Here is a 17,961-nt window from a genome sequence, read left to right as displayed (position 1 = left end):
AACTAACATGAATCAAACTTCTACAGTTACGATCGCCAATACATCTTATAAAATCCTCGCAGAACTCTCTGCAAACTCTGGAAAATCAATCCAAGCAGTTCTCGAACAAGCGATCGAACAATACCGAAGACAACAGTTTTTAGAAGCAGCAAACCAAGCTTATATTGCTCTACGCAATAACTCCGAAGCTTGGCAAGAAGAACTTGAAGAACGATCGGTCTGGGATATTACTTTAGAGGATGGTTTAGAATGACCTCAGCAGCAAAACCATCACGCGGTGATATATGGCTGATTGACTTGAATCCAATACGAGGACGCGAGCAGTCTGGCAAGCGTCCCTGTCTGATAGTATCTGTAGATTCATTCAATCAGGGTGCTTCGGCATTAGTCGTTGTGCTGCCAGTTACATCTAAGGATAAGGGAATCCCCTGGCACGTTGAAGTTAACCCTCCAGAAGGAGGACTTAGACAGCGAAGTTTCATCAAATGTGAAGATGTACGCTCAATTAGTATAGAAAGACTTTTTGAACTGTGGGGCGCAGTTTCTCCAACAACATTAATGATGGTAGAGGAAAGACTGCGTATTCTTTTAAATTTATAGAGAATCATCATATAAAATAATTCTGTACTGTGATAGATTTCCAGCGCAGAAACTCCCAAAAATCCGGTTTATTTGGTTTTGATGCTGAATTCCCGGTTCAAATTCACGCAACCTTGCAATTTTAGAAATTGTGTGATACCATAAAACGTTCTTGAAAATAGCGCAACAGCAAATATTACTGCATGGCAACGAAGCCAACGATCGCATTTACCCACCTCGGCTGCGAAAAAAATCGCATTGATACCGAACACATGATTGGCTTGCTGGCTCAAGCAGGCTATGAAGTCGATTCTAATGAAGAATTAGCCGATTACGTCGTCGTCAATACTTGCAGTTTTATCCAAGCTGCGCGAGAAGAATCAGTCCGCACCCTGGTAGAATTAGCCGAAGCTAATAAAAAAGTAGTCATCACTGGCTGCATGGCACAGCATTTTCAGCAGCAATTGCTGGATGAATTGCCCGAAGCCGTCGCAATTGTCGGCACTGGTGATTATCATAAAATAGTCGATGTGATGCAAAGGGTCGAAAAGGGCGATCGAGTTTCCCTCGTCTCTAGTGAACCTACTTACATCGCTGACGAAACTACTCCTCGCTATCGCACAACATCGGAAGGTGTCGCTTATCTGCGAATAGCCGAAGGCTGTGACTACCGTTGCGCTTTTTGCATTATCCCGCACTTGCGCGGAAATCAGCGATCGCGCACCATAGAATCTATTGTCGCTGAAGCTAAGCAATTAGCCTCCGAAGGGGTAAAGGAAATTATCCTAATTTCTCAAATTACCACCAACTACGGCAAAGATATTTATGGCGAACCCAAACTAGCCGAATTACTCCGCGCTTTGGGCGAAGTAGATGTACCTTGGATTCGGATGCACTACGCCTATCCTACAGGTTTGACTCCCCAAGTTGTCGAAGCCATCCGCGAAACTCACAACGTTTTGCCATACTTAGATTTACCGCTGCAACATTCCCATCCCGAAGTTCTGCGCGCGATGAATCGGCCTTTTCAAGCTGGGATTAATGATGCTATAGTCGATCGCCTGAAAGCATCAATTCCTGGTGCCGTGATGCGGACAACTTTTATAGTCGGCTTCCCTGGCGAAACAGACGAACACGCAGCACACTTGCTGGAATTTGTCAAGCGCCACGAATTCGATCACGTCGGAGTATTCACATTTTCCGCCGAAGAAGGCACCCCAGCCTACAGCTTGCCAAATCAACTCCCAGCAGAAAAAATGGAAATTTGGCGAAATGCAGTTATGGCGGCACAACAACCTATATCATTAAAAAAGAATCAAGAATCTGTCGGTCAGGTAGTTGATGTCCTGATAGAACAAGAACAACCAGAGACAGGTGAGTTGATTGGTAGATCCGCCCGGTTCTCCCCAGAAGTAGACGGACTCGTCTATGTGACAGGAGAAGCACGGCTGGGATCGATCGTACCTGTGAAAATTACAGACGCAGATTTCTACGACCTTCATGGTCAAGTAGAAATCGCTCGAACTGTCTCGTTAGCTAAAGCAGTATCAGCCCCCCGCTAGGAGCGTAGCCTCGCGTCGGGATGAGTGCCAGTGAGTTGACGATTCCACTCCCGCGAGTCGAATTCCAAGCCGTGCTGTGGAACAGCGACGGGGTGGATGAGGAAACGAGCAATTCTTCTGATAAAATTGGTACATCTTGACCACCAATGCCGTAAGCGAAAACCAAGCTCATAGGTACGTGTTGCCAGAAAAAGTATGGGTCTTGGAAGGACTCCTGCCCGGGCGAGGCAATGTAAGACCAATAGAATTACGGAGTTCTGGCGGCTGTTGCCAATGAATTGGGAAGCCCGTGCTCTACCGCAGGTCAGCGTCGGGTAGTTCACTGTTTTGTTTCTGAATGTAAAGAGTTATGCTAATATAAAGTCAGAAACCAGCGGGGAGAATTTGAGATTGCTTCGCCGTCCGCCCTACACCACAACGGTATCCCGAAAGAGTGTTGAGATGGATAGGCGGTAACGGTAGTCCAAAAACGGATAGAAGCCGCCGACGCCAGGAGTAGAGAGATTAAAATTTTAGACGCTAGTTCAAGCTGCCAGATTCATCTGTGGAGTAAATCTAAAATCTAAAATCTAAAATCTAAAATCGACTGACGGTCGCTACATACCCTGTTGAATCCCGCAGGCGACGGATTGCGGGATAGCGCCTGAACCAACAAAACTGTAACTACTATATATGTAGTAAAGTGGGGCTGGTCATCATCCTCACTATAAAATGCCCTAGAGAGAAAGCTTGCAAGTACCTCAAAGGAAGTCCAATGTACTGTTTAAAGAATGTTGGAAGCCGATAACCCCACCGCTGGCGGTTGGTATCGGTGATGTCAGAAAATCAAAGACGGCTGTCGAATCGGTAAATTAGTCACCATCGACGGAGCTGCCCTATACTCGATTGCTATTTGAAAAGGTGCGCGCAGGCGCAGCACCATACAGAACTCACAATGAGTTCCTGCCCTAGAGCAGAAATCCGCATCCGAGTTGGGCAACTTAGAAGGCTAAGACTCGTTATTAGGAGAATTAATGAATTTATTGTTTGAAGGTTTGGGTCTTTCCGAAGAACTCGTTCTCCATCTGGAAACACTCGGCTTTACAGAACCTACTCCCATCCAAGTACAAGCAATTCCGCACCTGCTAGCAGGCCGCGACGTTGTGGGTCAAGCTCAAACTGGAACGGGCAAAACGGCAGCATTCTCGTTGCCCATCTTGGAGCGGATTGATTTAGATCTAACTGCGGTGCAAGCATTGGTGCTCACACCGACTCGTGAATTGGCCATGCAGGTAACTGAAGCCATCCGCGATTTGAGCGGTATCAGCAGCGACGGCCCGGTAAAAGTCGGTCGCTCTCTGCAAGTTCTGACCGTGTACGGCGGTCAATCGATCGATCGCCAAATGCAGCGTTTGAAGCGCGGCGTTCACATTGTTGTCGGTACACCCGGACGCATATTGGATATGCTCAGCCGCGGCAGCCTGAAACTCGACAAGGTACAGTGGCTGGTTTTGGATGAAGCTGACGAAATGCTGAGCATGGGCTTTATCCAAGATGTGGAAAGAATCTTGGATGCTGCACCAAAAGACCGTCAAACGGCATTTTTCTCGGCGACGATGGAAGCTTCTATTCGGAAATTGGTAGCGCGGCATTTGCGGAACCCAGTCAACGTCACAGTAGAACAACCAAAAGCAACGCCGAAACGCATCAGCCAAGGCGTGTATATGGTTCCCCGCGGCTGGTCTAAGGCAAGAGCTTTGCAGCCAATCCTAGAAATGGAAGACCCGGAATCGGCGCTGATTTTTGTGCGGACTCGGCAGTCGGCGGCGGAACTTACTAGCCAACTGCAAGCAGCAGGCCACAGCGTTGACGAATATCACGGTAATTTGAATCAGGCACAGCGGGAACGTTTGCTGCATCGGTTCCGCCAATGTCAAGTCCGCTGGGTAGTGGCGACTGATATTGCTGCGCGGGGTTTGGATGTGGATCACTTGACTCACGTTATTAACTACGATTTGCCCGATAGCGTAGAAAGCTACGTTCACCGGATCGGACGCACGGGCCGGGCCGGCCGCGAAGGAACTGCGATCACGCTGATTCAACCAGTGGATCGCCGCAAATTGCGCTTGATTGAACGCCACGTGCGATCGAGCTTGACTGTACGAAACATTCCGACACGGGCTCAAATAGAAGCTCGTCAGTTGGAAAAGATGCAGGGTAAAGTTCGCGAAGCTTTGGCTGGCGAACGGATGGCATCTTTCTTGCCTCTGGTGTCTCAGTTGTCCGAGGAATACGACTCCCATGCGATCGCCGCAGCAGCTTTGCAAATGGCCTTCGATCAAAGCCGTCCGGCTTGGATGGGCGCGGATTACGCTCAACAAGAAGATCCCCCTATTGGTGGAGAAAACAGCGTCAAGCCAATCTTGATCAAGAAGCGGGCTAAGACTGGCGCGCCGACTAATTCAGTCGGTTCGAGCGTTCCTGCTCCCGTTCCCCAGAACAGCTAATTAGTAGGGTGCGCGCTGCGCGCCTTATTTTCTAACTGGTAGGGTGCGAAATTCGCACCTTATTTTTTTATGTGTGGAATTAATCTATAGGTACGTAGTTGCGCTTCAGCGCTCTTTCATAGATATAAAGAGCGCTGAAGCGCAACTACGTACCTTGACTGCACGTGATGCTCAATACTTGTTTTCAGCAAACCTAAAAATCCTCTGAAGTAACAAGGACTGAAGTCCTCACTACAAACCTCTACAGGGGGATTTTTGGAAGGTTGTGTAGTATTTTAGTTGAGCTGCGTGCCGACAATAATCTTTTGCACGCGATCGCCCTTCAGTTCCAAAACCAAATTAGAAGCCTTTTGGTCGTTGCTGTAAGTCAACCGACTCACTCCACCCTGCACGGATTGCGAGCTGTAACCGTAAGTTTTAAGGACTTTTTGACTTTTATCTCCTACCTTAATACTACTCGTTGTTACGTACTTGGGATTCGTAGTAGAAATTAAATAAACTTTGCCATTCCAGGCTGCTACCGTCAATTTCGAGTAGGTTAGCGTGCGAATCTTGCCACCCATAGCCTTGCTACCCGGTTTAGTTTCATCCCGCTGCGGTTTGCCCAACTTGCGTTTAGCCTCTTCTACAGACATCCCCAAACGAACTGGGCCAATCCCCAAGCGCGAATAGTCGATCGCCGCCGGCTTTTGTGTGGCGTTCAACATACTTTCTAGAGCCACAACAGTTTGATTCATACCCACAACAGGGCGAATTAAAGCAGCAAATCCGAAGCTCGAAATTGCGATATTGAGCATGATGCCAGCAACGGCTGTTGTCACAAACAATCTTACCATTTTTTTATACCTTTATTTTGCAGTTTATTCCTGCAATACCCTGTTATATCCGGATAAATACTAATGATTGCGGGCGAATACAATTCGCTCCTAAACAGCCAAAGTCCGCCTGCGAGGACTAAAGGAGTAAGGATATTCATCCCCAAAAATATAACATAGAGAAATCCGGTTTTAGTAGGGGGCGTACCCCCGTGCTCGTCTTTATTCGGGGTTTCTGAATACCAACACCATTTTACGTTTAATTAGCGCGAATACTTCATCACCGGAATGGGTGTGATATCCTAACAAAAGCCCTTTCTCCATAAAATTTGCAATTTAGATGACCGCCATAGATTCCACTAAACACCAGAAATCTAAAGCCCTGAAACCGGGCAGCCGCCGCCCCGCTAAAGAACTTTGCAGCGAGTGCGGTTTGTGCGATACATATTATATCCATTATGTCAAGGAAGCTTGCGCTTTCTTAACTCAGCATATCGCAGAACTGGAAGAGGAGATTCACGGGCGATCGCGCAATCTCGACAATCCCGACGATTGGTACTTCGGCGTCAGTCAAAATATGATGGCGGCCAAGAAAAAAGAACCAATAGAAGGCGCTCAGTGGACGGGAATTGTCAGCTCAATTGCGATCGAAATGCTGGAAAAAGGCATCGTTGAAGGCGTTGTCTGCGTCCAAAATACAAAAGAAGACCGCTTTCAACCAATGCCGATAATTGCGACAAATCGCGAAGAAATTCTCGCAGCAAAAGTCAACAAACCCACTTTGTCACCCAACCTTTCAGTATTGGAACAAATCGAAAAGTCGGGGATGAAGCGGCTGTTAGTCATCGGAGTCGGCTGTCAAATTCAAGCATTACGCACAGTCGAGAAACAACTCGGTTTAGAAAAGCTCTACGTTCTCGGAACTCCCTGTGTGGATAATGTTAGCCGCGCGGGCTTACAGAAATTCCTAGACACGACTAGCCGTTCTCCCGAAACAGTGGTGTCTTACGAGTTTATGCAAGACTTTAACGTTCACTTCAAACACGAAGATGGTTCTACGGAAAAAGTGCCATTTTTCGGATTGAATACAAAAGAATTGAAAGATGTGTTTGCTCCTTCTTGTTTGAGCTGTTTTGATTACGTTAATTCCTTAGCAGATTTAGTGGTGGGCTACATGGGTGCACCTTTTGGCTGGCAGTGGATTGTGGTACGAAATGATACTGGGCAAGAAATGTTAGACTTGGTAGCGGATCAGCTAAACACTCAGCCGGTGATGTCTCAGGGAAATAGAAAAGAGGCTGTTCAACAAAGTATTCCAGCTTACGAGAAAGGTGTGACTTTGCCGATGTGGGCGGCGAAGTTGATGGGAGTGTTTATTGAGAGAATTGGGCCGAAGGGTTTGGAATATGCTCGGTTTTCAATTGATTCTCATTTCACTCGCAATTATCTGTATGTGAAGCGGAATTATCCCGAAAAATTGGAGGCTCACGTGCCGGAATATGCTAAGCGAATTGTGGGGCAGTATAAGTTGCCGGAGTGAGCTGATTGAGAGAGTTTTTAAGGGATGTTTTTCAGGGGCATGGCATTGCCGTGTCCTTGTTGTATACAATTACTGAAATTAGATGACACAGATTATGACACTTACGGTTGCACAAAACAGATGAATTTACAAAGGTCGATCGCACTTGCTTGTTGTGTACTCCTCGCATCATGTGGAAGTAAACCTTCGGAGTCAGCCACCGATCCGAAATCGGGAAATACTGAACAAACATTTGCTCAACTGTGTCGCGAGAAAGCTTCTTTGAGTGCTGAAGCCAAAAATACTGTTGAGGTGTTGCTGAAGACAGCAGGGACTACTGAGTGCGATGCGGCTAATCAAAAACTGTCAAGTATCACCGAACTCGATCTCAAAAACAATAAAATCAGTGATATCAAACCCTTAAAATCTTTGACTCAACTGACGAGTCTAAACCTCGGTGGCAATCAAATCAGTGACATTAAACCGCTGGAATCTTTGACTAATCTGACTTGGCTCTACCTCGGATTCAATCAAATCAGCGATATCACGCCTTTGCCATCTTTGACTAAGCTAAATTGGCTATACCTCAACAACAATAAAATTAGCGATGTCAAGCTCTTGCAATCTTTGACTAAAGTCAGTGAACTCAATCTCAGCGACAATCAAATTAGTGATATCACATCCTTAAAATCTTTGACTAAACTGACTGCACTTTCCCTCAGCGGAAATCCCGCTCCCAAAACTTGTCCTCTCAAGCCAGAGTCTATCTGTAAGTGGGGAGTACCAAGTAAATCATAAAATTTTATAATGAAACCCGATCGCCCTTAAATACTTCAGTCCCAAATCATAAATTTGGTATTGATCCCAAAAGCACGATCGCCCTTATTGACTAAAAGCGATCGCACATTCCTACAAATCAGCAGCGTGTTCCTTCAACTCGTTCAAAGAAACGTATTCCAAAGTTAAGACATGAGTCGCCGACAAAACCACAAGTGGCGCACATCCAGCATCCATTGCTTCCTTCCAGCGCGAAGCACACAAACACCAACAATCCCCTGGCTTCAATCCCGGAAATTTAAAATCGGGAACCGGGGTACTCAAATCGTTTCCCATTCTTTTGGTGTACTTCAAAAACTCTTCTGTCACTTTTGCACAAACGGTGTGAGCCCCTAAATCTCCGCCACCCGTATTGCATTTTCCGTCCCGATAATAGCCTGTCATGGGCGATGTGCAGCAAGTTTCTAATTTTGTTCCCAGCACATTTGTCGCTTCCGTAACCATCGCAACTCCTCCACACAACTCTGCGATCTAATTTTACACAAAAGGTGGTTTTTTATATATCTTTTTCCATTGCAAAGTTAATAAATTTTTGTCCTCTCCGCTCTACTTCTTGTTTTCTAATCAGAATAAATCCCTGGGTTTCAAAAAAAAGTCGAGCTGTAATGCTGGCTTCGGTAAATAACTTTCTAAGTCCTAACTCTTTGGCTTTTAACTCGATTTGTGTTAAAATTAGCGTCCCAACTCCTTGTCTTTGAAAGTCTTTGTGACAGTAAAAGCGATCGATATGGCCGTTGATTTCTAATTCTCCAAAACCTGCGATTGTATCGCCCTCTGCTGCTACGAAGGTAAATTTACTGCTTAAACTTTGCATCCACTTTTGAATGTCGGTATCTGCTGGCGCCCAAGCATCTACTTGGGCTGTTGTGTAATCGCGGATATTTACTTCGTGCACGGTGTCGTAAAATAGTTTGACAATTTTTTCAGTGTCGCCGATTTCGTAGGTTCGTACTTTCATGAGATTTAAGGTGCAGATTCCCACGATCGATTCGGGGCTTTTATGTGGAGATTGATGGCGGGGTGTTTTGGATTTCTGGCTCAAATCGCCGCGACAAATTGACTCCAAAGATAATTTTACTGCACCCCTTGACAAGCTCTGGTAGTCTGTGCAACATTAATTATAACAACTGTTCGATATACTTATATTTTCCAATATCAGCCGTCAAAAGCTTTTTTTGTAGTCGGTTATACTATATCGGATGTTCGATATAGGAATATTTGGTCGATCGCCCTTAAATCTCCGATAACCTAGGATCTAGAATCAAAAATCTGAAGATCGATCCATGCCAAAAATAGTTGACCGCGAATTGTACCGCAAAGAATTACTGAACAAAAGTTTTGAGCTTTTTGCCGAAAAAGGCTATTCCTCCGTCACAATGCGAGAAATTGCCTCAGGAATTGGAGTTTCTACAGGAACCCTTTACCACTATTTCCCGAGTAAAGAAAGTTTGTTCGAGCAGTTAATTGTATATTTGAGCTATGAAGATACAAAAGAAGAAGCACTGGCTGAGTTAGGAAATCCACCAACTCTCGGAGAAAAAGTTGAACAACTGATGAATTATCTCAGCGGAATTGAAGATTATATGCTGAAGAATCTGTTAATTACCTTCGAGTTTTGCCACCAAAAGACTCGCAAAGAGATTGATAGCAATCAAGCACTCCAGCTAGCAGGAAAGCGTTATGAAGAGGCACTCATTTGCTACCTGGGTATCTCCGATCCAGCGCTCGCTAAATTTGTCATTTGTTATATTGACGGTTTGGTGGCAAGAAGATTTTATCAAGGCGAAAGGATATCTTTTACAGAACAAGCGAATGTATTAAAAAATATATTACTCGCTTATTTAGAAAAAAAACAATCGCACATTTAGGAGGAATATGAATTTTCAATTTTTCATCAAGCCTAAAAATCCATTGGTAATGGGATTGGTAGTTGCTGGCGCTGCTATTAGCATCGGTACAACTTTTTACGGTATTTCTCAGTTTGGATCTTTAGCTAAAAATGCTGAACCTTTACCCGTAGAAACACCGCCGCCCAGGAAAATCACGGCTTTGGGAAGACTGGAACCGCTGGGGGAAGTGATTCGCTTGGGGGTGTCGCAGGCGTTGGATGGCGATCGCGTGGCGAAGCTTTTAGTCAAAGAGGGCGATCGCGTCCAAGCAGGGCAGTCGATCGCAATTTTGGATGCAGGCGATCGGCTAAAATCTGCTTTAGACGAAGCCAAAGAAAAAGTCAAAGTTGCTGAAGCCAGTTTAGCAAAGGTAAAAGCCGGGGCAAAGTCGGGAGAACTTGCAGCACAATCTGCGACAATTGGCAAGCTAGAAGCCCAATTGCAAGGAAACCAGGCGGCACAACAAGCAACAGTCGATCGCATTCAAGCGCAATGGAAAGGAGAAAAAACCGCACAGCAAGCAACCATCAGCAGAATAACCGCACAATGGCAAGGAGAAAGAAAAGTACAAACAGCCACAATTAGTCGCATAACTGCACAATGGCAAGGAGAAAAAACAGCACAAACAGCAGCAATTAACAAATTAAAAGCCGAGTCAAATAATGCCCAAACCGAATACCTGCGGCACAAAGAACTTGTTACCGAAGGCGCAATTTCTAACTCCGTCATGGACAGCAAACGACTGTCATTAGAAACAAGTCGCCAGGAACTTAAAGAAGCCGAAGCAAATCTCAGCCGCATCAACAGTACGGCCAAGCAGCAGCTTAAAGAAGGCGAAGCAAATCTCACCCGAATTAACAGTACAGGAATCCAGCAACTCAACGAAGCAGAAGCAAATCTTGCCAGAATTAACAGTACAGCAATCCAGCAGTTAGCAGAAGCAGAAGCAACACTTAAGCGCATCAAAAATAGTGGCAGCGAAGAACTAAAAGAAGCCCAAGCAACTCTCGACAAAATAGGCGAAGTGCGCCCGGTAGATATCCAAGCAGCCCAAACCGAAATCAACAGCGCCATCGCCCAAGTCAAGCGCGCCGAAACCGAATTAAATCAAGCTTACATCCGCACTCCCAACGCCGGAAAAATCCTCAAGATTCACACCCGCGCCGGGGAAAAAATTAGTGATGACGGCATTGCAGACGTAGGAGAAACTCAGCAAATGGTAGTCGTTGCCGAAGTTTACCAAACCGACATCAGCAAAATCAAGGTTGGGCAAAAAGCAGGTGTTACCAGCCAAGCATTTTCAGGAGAATTGCCGGGAACTGTTAAAGAAATCGGCTTAAAAGTCAGCAAGCAAAACGTGTTTAGCAACCAGCCAGGAGAAAACTTGGACAGCCGAGTTGTGGAGGTGAAAATTCACCTGAATCCTGAAGCTAGCAAAAAAGTTGCGGGATTGACAAATTTGCAGGTACAAGTAGCAATTCAAAATTAGGGAGATTGAGAAACATGGGAGAATTGGGGCCAGATCCAAACCGACCGTATCCGATGGTAGACCAGCGCCGGGTTTGCTTTATCAAAAACTTTATTAAATCGCCCAATATTATTGTCGGCGATTACTCTTACTACGACGATCCGATCGACCCGGAAAATTTCGATAGAAACGTACTTTACAATTACGGGAGTGATAAATTAATTATTGGTAAATTTTGTGCGATCGCCACCAACGTCAAATTCATCATGAACGGTGCAAATCACAAACTCGATGGCATTTCTACCTATCCATTTCCAGTCTTTGGGAACGGCTGGGAAACAGCTATGAATCTATTAATCGAACTACCAACTAAAGGCGATACAATTATTGGTAATGATGTTTGGATAGGTTACGAATCGGTGATTATGCCGGGAGTTAAAATCGGCGACGGTGCAATTATTGCTGCTAAATCTGTTGTAGTAAAAGATGTTCCCGCTTACACCGTTGTCGGCGGAAATCCCGCTGGTTTAATTAAGCAGCGTTTCAGCGATGCTGAGGTGGCGCAATTATTACAAATGCGCTGGTGGGATTGGGAAGTTGACAAGATTTCGCGCCATATTAACTTAATTATGCAATCCGATATTCAAGCGCTGAGTAATGCCGATCAGACTTAGGCAATCGCCGACAAAGAAACCGGATTTTTTACCGATATTAAAGGCTGCGATGCAATATCTTCGCAAAAAACCCGGTTTCTGCCCACCGGATGAGCCCAATTACCGCACTCGCCGACAAAGAAACCGGGTTTTTACCGAAATTAAAGGCTACGATGCAATATCTTCGTAAAAAACCCGGTTTCTGCCCACCGGATTATCCCAATTCCCAATTCCCAATTCCCAATTCCCAATTCCCAATTCCCCAAATATTATGTTTCGCAAAACACCCCTTGCTTGGTTGCAAGTAACCAGAGAAAAAACCCGCCTCGCTGTTGCTATCGCCGGAATTGCCTTTGCAGATATTCTGATTTTTGTGCAACTCGGCTTTCAAGATGCACTCTTCGATTCTGCTGTTAAGCCGCACGAAAGTTTACAGACAGATTTAGTGTTAATCAATCCTCAATTTGAAACTTTTGCTGCGGTAAAACAGTTCAAAAGAGAGCGACTTTATCAAGCACAAGGAGTCGCGGGAGTCAAGTCTGTCACTTCTTTATATATTGGGATGGGACAGTGGCGAAATCCCACAAACCGCACTACGCGAGGAATTTTAATTTTTGGCATAGATCCTGGCAACACAACATTTATTTTGCCAGATGTCAATCAGAATTTGGCTCAACTTCAAAAGTTCAATAATGTGTTATTTGACCAAGCTTCTAGACCTGAGTATGGGGAAATTGCCAATATTTTTAATACACAATCTACCCTCGAAACTGAACTTAACAAACGAAATATTCAAGTAGGAGGAGTATTTACTCTCGGTACTTCTTTCGTGGCTGATGGCAATGTCATTGCTAGCGATTCTACTTTCATGAATTTATTTCCAGAACGCAAACCAGATGAAATTGATGTGGGTTTAATTCAGTTGCAACCGGGGGCTGACATCCTCAAAGTTCAATCAATGTTGAAAGCTATTTTGCCGGATGATGTGAAAGTTCTGACTTTAGCAGAATTTGCGGAAATTGAAAAGGCTTATTGGGGAAATGCTACTCCGATTGGTTTTATTTTTGGATTTGGTACGATTATCGGATTCATTGTTGGTTTGATTATTGTTTACCAAATTTTGTATTCAGATGTTTCCGATCACTTGGCTGAGTACGCGACTTTAAAAGCTATGGGATATAGCGATCGCTATTTAGTCGGAGTTTTAGTTCAGGAAGCTTTGTTATTAGCTATTTTGGGTTTTATGCCGGGAATTGTTTTGGCTAACGGACTGTATTCCCTAGCGCAGTCTGCTACATTGCTGCCAATTGCAATGACAACAAATCGAGCGACTACTGTGTTGGGTTTGACGATTGTGATGTGTACTGGTTCTGGGGCGCTGGCTTTGCGGAAATTGCGATCGGCCGATCCGGCAGATATTTTCTAAGCTGTTGTGGCATTTTAATTTAATTTTTGGGCGGGCTAGAAGCCCACCCCACAAGAGATGGAAGAAACAGGATTGCCAAAATTAAATGTGTACCAGCTTAGAACCAAACAAAATACCTCCATTAATTGTGGCACGGGCGTCTCGCCCGTGACTTATAGAAAAAACACAAAAAATCACCATGCAAACCCTAAACTCTCCCGCCAACTTCGACGAAACCATAACAAATCAAGCTGTAATATCTGTCAAAAATCTCAACCATTACTTCGGTAAAGGTTCCCTGAAAAAACAAGCTTTATTTGATATTAATCTCGATATCAACTCTGGGGAAATCGTAATTATGACGGGGCCTTCTGGTTCGGGTAAAACAACTTTACTGACGATGTTAGGCGGCCTGCGTTCGGCTCAAGAAGGGAGTCTCAATATTCTGGGGGAAGAAATACGCGGCGCTAGTAAGAATCAGTTAACTAAGTTGAGAAAGCAAATTGGTTATATTTTTCAAGCGCATAACTTGATGACGTTTTTGACGGCTAAGCAAAATGTGCGGATGTCTTTGGAATTACATAAGGAAATGCTAAATCAGAATATGGATGCTTTGTCAATATCCATGTTGGAAGCTGTTGGTTTGGGAGAACGGGCTAATTATTACCCAGAAAATCTGTCGGGAGGACAAAAACAAAGGGTGGCGATCGCCCGGGCGTTAGTCAGTCGGCCTAAAATAGTCTTAGCTGATGAACCTACGGCGGCTTTGGACAAACAATCCGGGCGAGATGTGGTGGAGATCATGCAGACACTAGCAAAGGAACAAGGTTGTACGATTTTGCTAGTGACGCACGACAATCGGATTCTCGATATTGCCGATCGCATTATCTACATGGAAGACGGACGTTTAGTCACAAATTTAGCCGATCGACCTTAATCAGATGTCAACAAATCTCTTACAAAAGTTCTTTTTATCAAATTTTGGGACGGGCAAGATGCCCATCCCACAATATTTTCTTTTATTGTGGGATGGGCATCTTGCCCGTCCTAATTATTTTTGTAAGATATTCGCTACTTGGCCGGGCCCACGGCCTCGATCGCAGCCTCAAGGGCGATCGACACATGAGTCCAATGAGTACCCCCTTGACAAAAAGCCACATATGGTTCTCGCAGAGGCCCGTCTGCGGAAAATTCCGAGGTACTGCCATCAATAAAAGTACCACCAGCCATCACCAACTGACTCTCGTATCCCGGCATCGGCGCCGGCACGGGATCTAAATACGAACCCACCGGGGAATTTTGCTGCACCGCCCGACAGAAAGCAATTAACTTATCAGCAGAACCGAATTCGATCGCCTGAATTACATCCCTGCGCCTCGCCAAAGGAATCGGATTCACCCGATAACCCAACTTATAAAAAACATAAGCCGTCAAATGATTACCCTTCATCGCCTCGCCCACAAACCCCGGGGCCATGAACAAACCCTGAAACAGCAAGCGGTTCAAATCAAAAGTCGCGCCCCCGCTGCTGCCGATTCCCGGCGCTGTCAAGCGACAAGTTGCCGCCTCCACCAGATCGGCCCTCCCGGCCACGTAACCGCCCGCAGGGACGATCGTACCCCCCGGATTTTTGATTAAAGAACCCGCCATCAGATCTGCACCCACAGCAGTAGGTTCGCAATCATCAACAAACTCGCCGTAACAATTATCAACAAAGCAAATTGTGTTACGATTCTGATGTTTGACTAGATCGACGATTTTTTTAATCTCAGAAATAGACAGACTCGATCGCCAAGAATAACCGCAAGAGCGCTGGATCAAAACCAGGCGAGTTTTTGTTGAAATAGCAGAGCTCAGTGCCCGCCAATCCACAGTTCCTTCGCGAGTTAGAGGCAACTCACGGTAGCTAATGCCGAACTCAATAAGTGAACCTTGACCTTGCCCCCGCAAGCCGATCACTTCTTCTAAAGTATCGTAGGGAGAACCAGCAACTGCCAACATTTCGTCACCAGGACGTAGGATGCCAAACAGAGCACAGGCGATCGCGTGAGTACCCGAAACAAACTGTACCCGCACCGCTGCCGCCTCGGCCCCTACCACTTCGGCAAACACCCCGTCCAAAGTCTCCCGCCCTAAATCATCGTGGCCGTAACCCGTAACACCTGCAAAATGGTGGACTCCAACCCGGTGGCTGCGAAAAGCTTTTAAGACTCGTTGAAGATTTTGCTTGACTGTCGCGTCAATACCAGAAAAAATCTGAAAGAGTGCCTGTTCTGCTTCCTGTAGCCGTGAAACGCTATTCATCTATACCTCGCTCACCATTTGCGTGCGCGCTGCTGATTATCGCGTAAATGCGGCCCCTAGTTTGTAAACATAATATCTTCATGACGATTGCAACTTCCAAAAAAACTTCTCCTGATTGGCCTGTTGTAGGCTTTATGGCCTTTCTGCACACCGGCGCTCTATTTGCTTTGCTGCCGGGTAATTTTAGCTGGTCTGCTGTCGGCCTAGCAGTATTCCTGCACTGGGTAACAGGTGGTTTAGGAATTACTCTCGGATTTCACCGCCTCGTTACCCACCGTAGTTTTCAAACACCGAAATGGCTAGAGTATTTTCTAGTTATTTGCGGTACTCTGTCCTGTGAAGGCGGCCCGATCGACTGGGTAGGAATGCACCGGTTACACCACATCCATTCCGACACCGAAGAAGATCCCCACGATTCTAATCAAGGCTTCTGGTGGAGCCACATGGGTTGGATGATCTCAGATTTGCCGATGAGAGTTCAAATCCCCCGCTTTACAAAAGACATTGGCGACGACCCAGTATACAAGTTTCTCCAAGCATATTTTATCCCCATCCAAGTTGTCTTCGGTGTGTTGCTTTATTTATTAGGTGGCTGGTCTTTCGTGGTTTGGGGAGTGTTTATGCGGATTGTGGTGGTGTTCCACTGCACTTGGCTGGTTAACAGCGCTACCCACAAATTCGGCTACCGCACCTATGAGTCGGGCGATGGCTCTACTAACTGCTGGTGGGTTGCTGTCCTCACCTACGGCGAAGGTTGGCACAACAACCACCACGCCTTCCAATACTCTGCTCGTCACGGTCTCCAATGGTGGGAAATCGACATCACTTGGATGACAATTCAACTGCTGGAATCGCTGGGTTTAGCTACCAAAGTGAAGTTAGCAGAAAAATAGGGCGATCGGCAATTTAGTCATTGGTTGTCGGTCATCAGTTCTGGACTAATGGCTCGTGACCAATGCCTAATCCTGTTTTTGCGATCGCTAAAGGTTGGGTTGAACTGAGATTGAATCATCTTGTGCGATCGACCCAACCAAAACCATAATCAGTTATAATAGATTTGGGAAGAAAAATTTTTGTTTAGCAGCCAAAAGTTTTATTTTCAAAATTAAACCGTAAATTTTTCAAGTTTCATCCTAAATCTATAATTCATTCATTTTTGATTCGTTTGGGCAAGTGTGCACCAAAAAAGTTTACTGCTCAATCCAAACTATTATGCGTGAATCCCCGTCAGCATCTCATCACTAATCAAAAAAAGAATGACAATAGCAACGCAAGAAAAACTCCAATACAATTGGAAGCACGTTATTAGTTTAGCAGGACTGCATATCGGCGCTTTGTTCGCACTGCTACCCAGTAACTTCAACTGGACAGCAGTTGGTTTAACAGTATTCATGCACTGGATCACCGGCGGTTTGGGAATAACTCTCGGATGGCATCGTATGCTCACCCACCGCAGTTTTCAGGCACCAAAATTCGTAGAATACTTTCTAGCATTTTGCGGAGCCCTGGCCTGTCAAGGAGGAATAATTGATTGGGTTGGGCTGCACCGTTTGCACCACACCCACTCAGACCAAAATGCGATCGACCCTCACAACGCCCAGAATGGTTTTTGGTGGAGTCACCTCGGCTGGATGCTGTATAAAGGCCCGGCGCACGCTGAAATTCCCCGCTGCACAAAAGACATTTCGAGCGATCCATTTTACCGATTTTTGCAAAACTACTTTCTCCCGATGCAAATCGTCTTTGGCGTGTTGCTTTACTTCGTAGCAGGCTGGTCATTTGTAGTTTGGGTAATCTTTGCCCGCTTAGTTTTGGTATATCACTGCACTTGGTTTGTGAACAGTGCAACTCACAAATTTGGCTACCGCACTTACGAAACCGAAGATAGTTCTACTAACTGTTGGTGGGTTGCAGTTTTGACTTACGGGGAAGGCTGGCACAACAACCACCACGCTTATCAATACTCTGCCCGTCACGGTATGCAGTGGTGGGAATTTGACTTTACTTGGGTAACAATTCAAGTCTTGGAAGCATTAGGTTTGGCTAGTAAGGTGAAATTACCACCTTCCCGAGCGGAAGGTTAGTTATTGTAGGGTGCGTCAGGTGTGAATTTGACTATACGCAGATTAAGAATTTTCCACGCTAAACACCTGACGGTTAGTTAGCACCCCCCTTAGGAATGAGAATTAAATAACTTACAATTTTTATTGTTCTTGTGGGATGGGCGGGACGCCCATCCCACAAATATGTGTAAATTATTTAATTTTCATTCCTTAGTAACGTCGTTGCTTGCGATCGTCAATCGGCGTGGTGCACTTTGAAAACTTCTAAGGAAACCGATCCTTAACGCGGATTAACGCAAATATTTTGTAAATGCTATAAGGTGCGTCGCTCGCTCGATTGTCGATATTGAGTTAGAAATTTTCTGTGGCGACACACCCTAC

At 45.4% G+C, this 17,961-nt stretch carries 18 protein-coding genes; 13 read left to right on the top strand and 5 right to left on the bottom strand.

The window, feature by feature from the left end:
* Window positions 1-7: 7 nt before the first annotated feature.
* From JGK11_RS16470 to rimO, 3 genes are all read left to right on the top strand, one after another.
* Window positions 8-253 carry a hypothetical protein gene (locus JGK11_RS16470; RefSeq protein ID WP_293184923.1) on the top strand — a complete coding sequence of 82 codons (246 nt, stop codon included), beginning with the start codon at window positions 8-10 and terminating at the stop codon, window positions 251-253.
* Window positions 250-600, top strand: coding sequence for a type II toxin-antitoxin system PemK/MazF family toxin (locus JGK11_RS16465; protein WP_293184925.1), 351 nt, complete (start codon window positions 250-252; stop codon window positions 598-600). The genes JGK11_RS16470 and JGK11_RS16465 overlap by 4 nt, the downstream gene beginning before the upstream one ends.
* Before the next feature lie 182 nt (window positions 601-782).
* Window positions 783-2,141, top strand: coding sequence for a 30S ribosomal protein S12 methylthiotransferase RimO (gene rimO, locus JGK11_RS16460; RefSeq protein ID WP_293212289.1), 1,359 nt, complete (start codon window positions 783-785; stop codon window positions 2,139-2,141).
* Here rimO and JGK11_RS16455 read toward each other — a convergent pair.
* Complete coding sequence (locus tag JGK11_RS16455) at window positions 2,116-2,313, bottom strand: hypothetical protein (RefSeq protein WP_293184928.1); 198 nt, start codon at window positions 2,311-2,313, stop codon at window positions 2,116-2,118. The two genes, rimO and JGK11_RS16455, sit on opposite strands and share 26 nt — an antisense overlap.
* An 841-nt stretch (window positions 2,314-3,154) precedes the next feature.
* On the opposite strand from JGK11_RS16455, the gene JGK11_RS16450 reads away from it, so the two are divergent.
* Window positions 3,155-4,627: a DEAD/DEAH box helicase gene (locus JGK11_RS16450; protein WP_293184930.1), complete on the top strand. Its 1,473-nt coding sequence runs from the start codon at window positions 3,155-3,157 to the stop codon at window positions 4,625-4,627.
* A gap of 275 nt (window positions 4,628-4,902) precedes the next feature.
* Here JGK11_RS16450 and JGK11_RS16445 read toward each other — a convergent pair whose 3' ends face one another.
* Window positions 4,903-5,448 carry a hypothetical protein gene (locus JGK11_RS16445; protein ID WP_293184932.1) on the bottom strand — a complete coding sequence of 182 codons (546 nt, stop codon included), beginning with the start codon at window positions 5,446-5,448 and terminating at the stop codon, window positions 4,903-4,905.
* A 334-nt stretch (window positions 5,449-5,782) separates the two neighbouring features.
* On the opposite strand from JGK11_RS16445, the gene JGK11_RS16440 reads away from it, so the two are divergent.
* Window positions 5,783-6,982, top strand: a complete 1,200-nt coding sequence (locus JGK11_RS16440) for a Coenzyme F420 hydrogenase/dehydrogenase, beta subunit C-terminal domain (protein ID WP_293212288.1) — start codon at window positions 5,783-5,785, stop codon at window positions 6,980-6,982.
* Between the two features lie 120 nt (window positions 6,983-7,102).
* Complete coding sequence (locus JGK11_RS16435) at window positions 7,103-7,759, top strand: leucine-rich repeat domain-containing protein (protein ID WP_293212287.1); 657 nt, start codon at window positions 7,103-7,105, stop codon at window positions 7,757-7,759.
* A 111-nt stretch (window positions 7,760-7,870) separates the two neighbouring features.
* Here JGK11_RS16435 and JGK11_RS16430 read toward each other — a convergent pair whose 3' ends face one another.
* Both JGK11_RS16430 and JGK11_RS16425 read right to left on the bottom strand, forming a co-directional pair.
* Window positions 7,871-8,242, bottom strand: a complete 372-nt coding sequence (locus tag JGK11_RS16430) for a DUF2237 domain-containing protein (RefSeq protein ID WP_293184938.1) — start codon at window positions 8,240-8,242, stop codon at window positions 7,871-7,873.
* Between the two features lie 52 nt (window positions 8,243-8,294).
* Window positions 8,295-8,756, bottom strand: a complete 462-nt coding sequence (locus tag JGK11_RS16425) for a GNAT family N-acetyltransferase (RefSeq protein ID WP_293184939.1) — start codon at window positions 8,754-8,756, stop codon at window positions 8,295-8,297.
* A 325-nt stretch (window positions 8,757-9,081) separates the two neighbouring features.
* Here JGK11_RS16425 and JGK11_RS16420 point away from each other — a divergent pair, with 325 nt between their 5' ends.
* The 5 genes from JGK11_RS16420 to JGK11_RS16400 all read left to right on the top strand — a co-directional run bounded on the left by JGK11_RS16420 (window position 9,082) and on the right by JGK11_RS16400 (window position 14,150).
* On the top strand, window positions 9,082-9,666 hold the full coding sequence (locus JGK11_RS16420) for a TetR/AcrR family transcriptional regulator (protein ID WP_293191726.1): 585 nt from the start codon (window positions 9,082-9,084) through the stop codon (window positions 9,664-9,666).
* Window positions 9,667-9,673: 7 nt separating this feature from the next.
* Entirely contained in the window at window positions 9,674-11,176 is a 1,503-nt protein-coding gene (locus JGK11_RS16415) for an efflux RND transporter periplasmic adaptor subunit (RefSeq protein ID WP_293212286.1), read from the top strand.
* 14 nt (window positions 11,177-11,190) lie between these two features.
* Window positions 11,191-11,829 carry a Vat family streptogramin A O-acetyltransferase gene (locus tag JGK11_RS16410; RefSeq protein WP_293184942.1) on the top strand — a complete coding sequence of 213 codons (639 nt, stop codon included), beginning with the start codon at window positions 11,191-11,193 and terminating at the stop codon, window positions 11,827-11,829.
* Window positions 11,830-12,079: 250 nt separating this feature from the next.
* Window positions 12,080-13,234: an ABC transporter permease DevC gene (gene devC, locus JGK11_RS16405; protein WP_293184944.1), complete on the top strand. Its 1,155-nt coding sequence runs from the start codon at window positions 12,080-12,082 to the stop codon at window positions 13,232-13,234.
* A 178-nt stretch (window positions 13,235-13,412) separates the two neighbouring features.
* Window positions 13,413-14,150, top strand: a complete 738-nt coding sequence (locus tag JGK11_RS16400; RefSeq protein WP_293184946.1) for a DevA family ABC transporter ATP-binding protein — start codon at window positions 13,413-13,415, stop codon at window positions 14,148-14,150.
* Window positions 14,151-14,284: 134 nt separating this feature from the next.
* Here JGK11_RS16400 and JGK11_RS16395 read toward each other — a convergent pair whose 3' ends face one another.
* Window positions 14,285-15,517: a methionine gamma-lyase family protein gene (locus JGK11_RS16395; RefSeq protein WP_293184948.1), complete on the bottom strand. Its 1,233-nt coding sequence runs from the start codon at window positions 15,515-15,517 to the stop codon at window positions 14,285-14,287.
* 80 nt (window positions 15,518-15,597) lie between these two features.
* Between JGK11_RS16395 and JGK11_RS16390 the strand changes: the two genes are divergently transcribed.
* Complete coding sequence (locus JGK11_RS16390) at window positions 15,598-16,410, top strand: acyl-CoA desaturase (protein ID WP_293184949.1); 813 nt, start codon at window positions 15,598-15,600, stop codon at window positions 16,408-16,410.
* A gap of 363 nt (window positions 16,411-16,773) precedes the next feature.
* Entirely contained in the window at window positions 16,774-17,601 is an 828-nt protein-coding gene (locus JGK11_RS16385) for a fatty acid desaturase (RefSeq protein WP_293212285.1), read from the top strand.
* The last annotated feature ends 360 nt before the right edge of the window (window positions 17,602-17,961 follow it).

This window comes from Microcoleus sp. PH2017_34_RAT_O_A (genome assembly GCF_020737885.1).
Classification (GTDB): domain Bacteria; phylum Cyanobacteriota; class Cyanobacteriia; order Cyanobacteriales; family Microcoleaceae; genus Microcoleus.
The sequence above is the reverse complement of the archived record's forward strand: the minus strand, read 5'-3'. Positions and strand labels throughout refer to the sequence as shown.

Coding starts and splice junctions, on each gene's coding strand:
- JGK11_RS16470 (WP_293184923.1), top strand. CDS start 8: ATGAATCAAACTTCTACAGTTACGATCGCCAATACATCTTATAAAATC.
- JGK11_RS16465 (WP_293184925.1), top strand. CDS start 250: ATGACCTCAGCAGCAAAACCATCACGCGGTGATATATGGCTGATTGAC.
- rimO (WP_293212289.1), top strand. CDS start 783: ATGGCAACGAAGCCAACGATCGCATTTACCCACCTCGGCTGCGAAAAA.
- JGK11_RS16455 (WP_293184928.1), bottom strand. CDS start 2,313: ATGAGCTTGGTTTTCGCTTACGGCATTGGTGGTCAAGATGTACCAATT.
- JGK11_RS16450 (WP_293184930.1), top strand. CDS start 3,155: ATGAATTTATTGTTTGAAGGTTTGGGTCTTTCCGAAGAACTCGTTCTC.
- JGK11_RS16440 (WP_293212288.1), top strand. CDS start 5,783: ATGACCGCCATAGATTCCACTAAACACCAGAAATCTAAAGCCCTGAAA.
- JGK11_RS16435 (WP_293212287.1), top strand. CDS start 7,103: ATGAATTTACAAAGGTCGATCGCACTTGCTTGTTGTGTACTCCTCGCA.
- JGK11_RS16430 (WP_293184938.1), bottom strand. CDS start 8,242: ATGGTTACGGAAGCGACAAATGTGCTGGGAACAAAATTAGAAACTTGC.
- JGK11_RS16425 (WP_293184939.1), bottom strand. CDS start 8,756: ATGAAAGTACGAACCTACGAAATCGGCGACACTGAAAAAATTGTCAAA.
- JGK11_RS16420 (WP_293191726.1), top strand. CDS start 9,082: ATGCCAAAAATAGTTGACCGCGAATTGTACCGCAAAGAATTACTGAAC.
- JGK11_RS16415 (WP_293212286.1), top strand. CDS start 9,674: ATGAATTTTCAATTTTTCATCAAGCCTAAAAATCCATTGGTAATGGGA.
- JGK11_RS16410 (WP_293184942.1), top strand. CDS start 11,191: ATGGGAGAATTGGGGCCAGATCCAAACCGACCGTATCCGATGGTAGAC.
- devC (WP_293184944.1), top strand. CDS start 12,080: ATGTTTCGCAAAACACCCCTTGCTTGGTTGCAAGTAACCAGAGAAAAA.
- JGK11_RS16400 (WP_293184946.1), top strand. CDS start 13,413: ATGCAAACCCTAAACTCTCCCGCCAACTTCGACGAAACCATAACAAAT.
- JGK11_RS16395 (WP_293184948.1), bottom strand. CDS start 15,517: ATGAATAGCGTTTCACGGCTACAGGAAGCAGAACAGGCACTCTTTCAG.
- JGK11_RS16390 (WP_293184949.1), top strand. CDS start 15,598: ATGACGATTGCAACTTCCAAAAAAACTTCTCCTGATTGGCCTGTTGTA.
- JGK11_RS16385 (WP_293212285.1), top strand. CDS start 16,774: ATGACAATAGCAACGCAAGAAAAACTCCAATACAATTGGAAGCACGTT.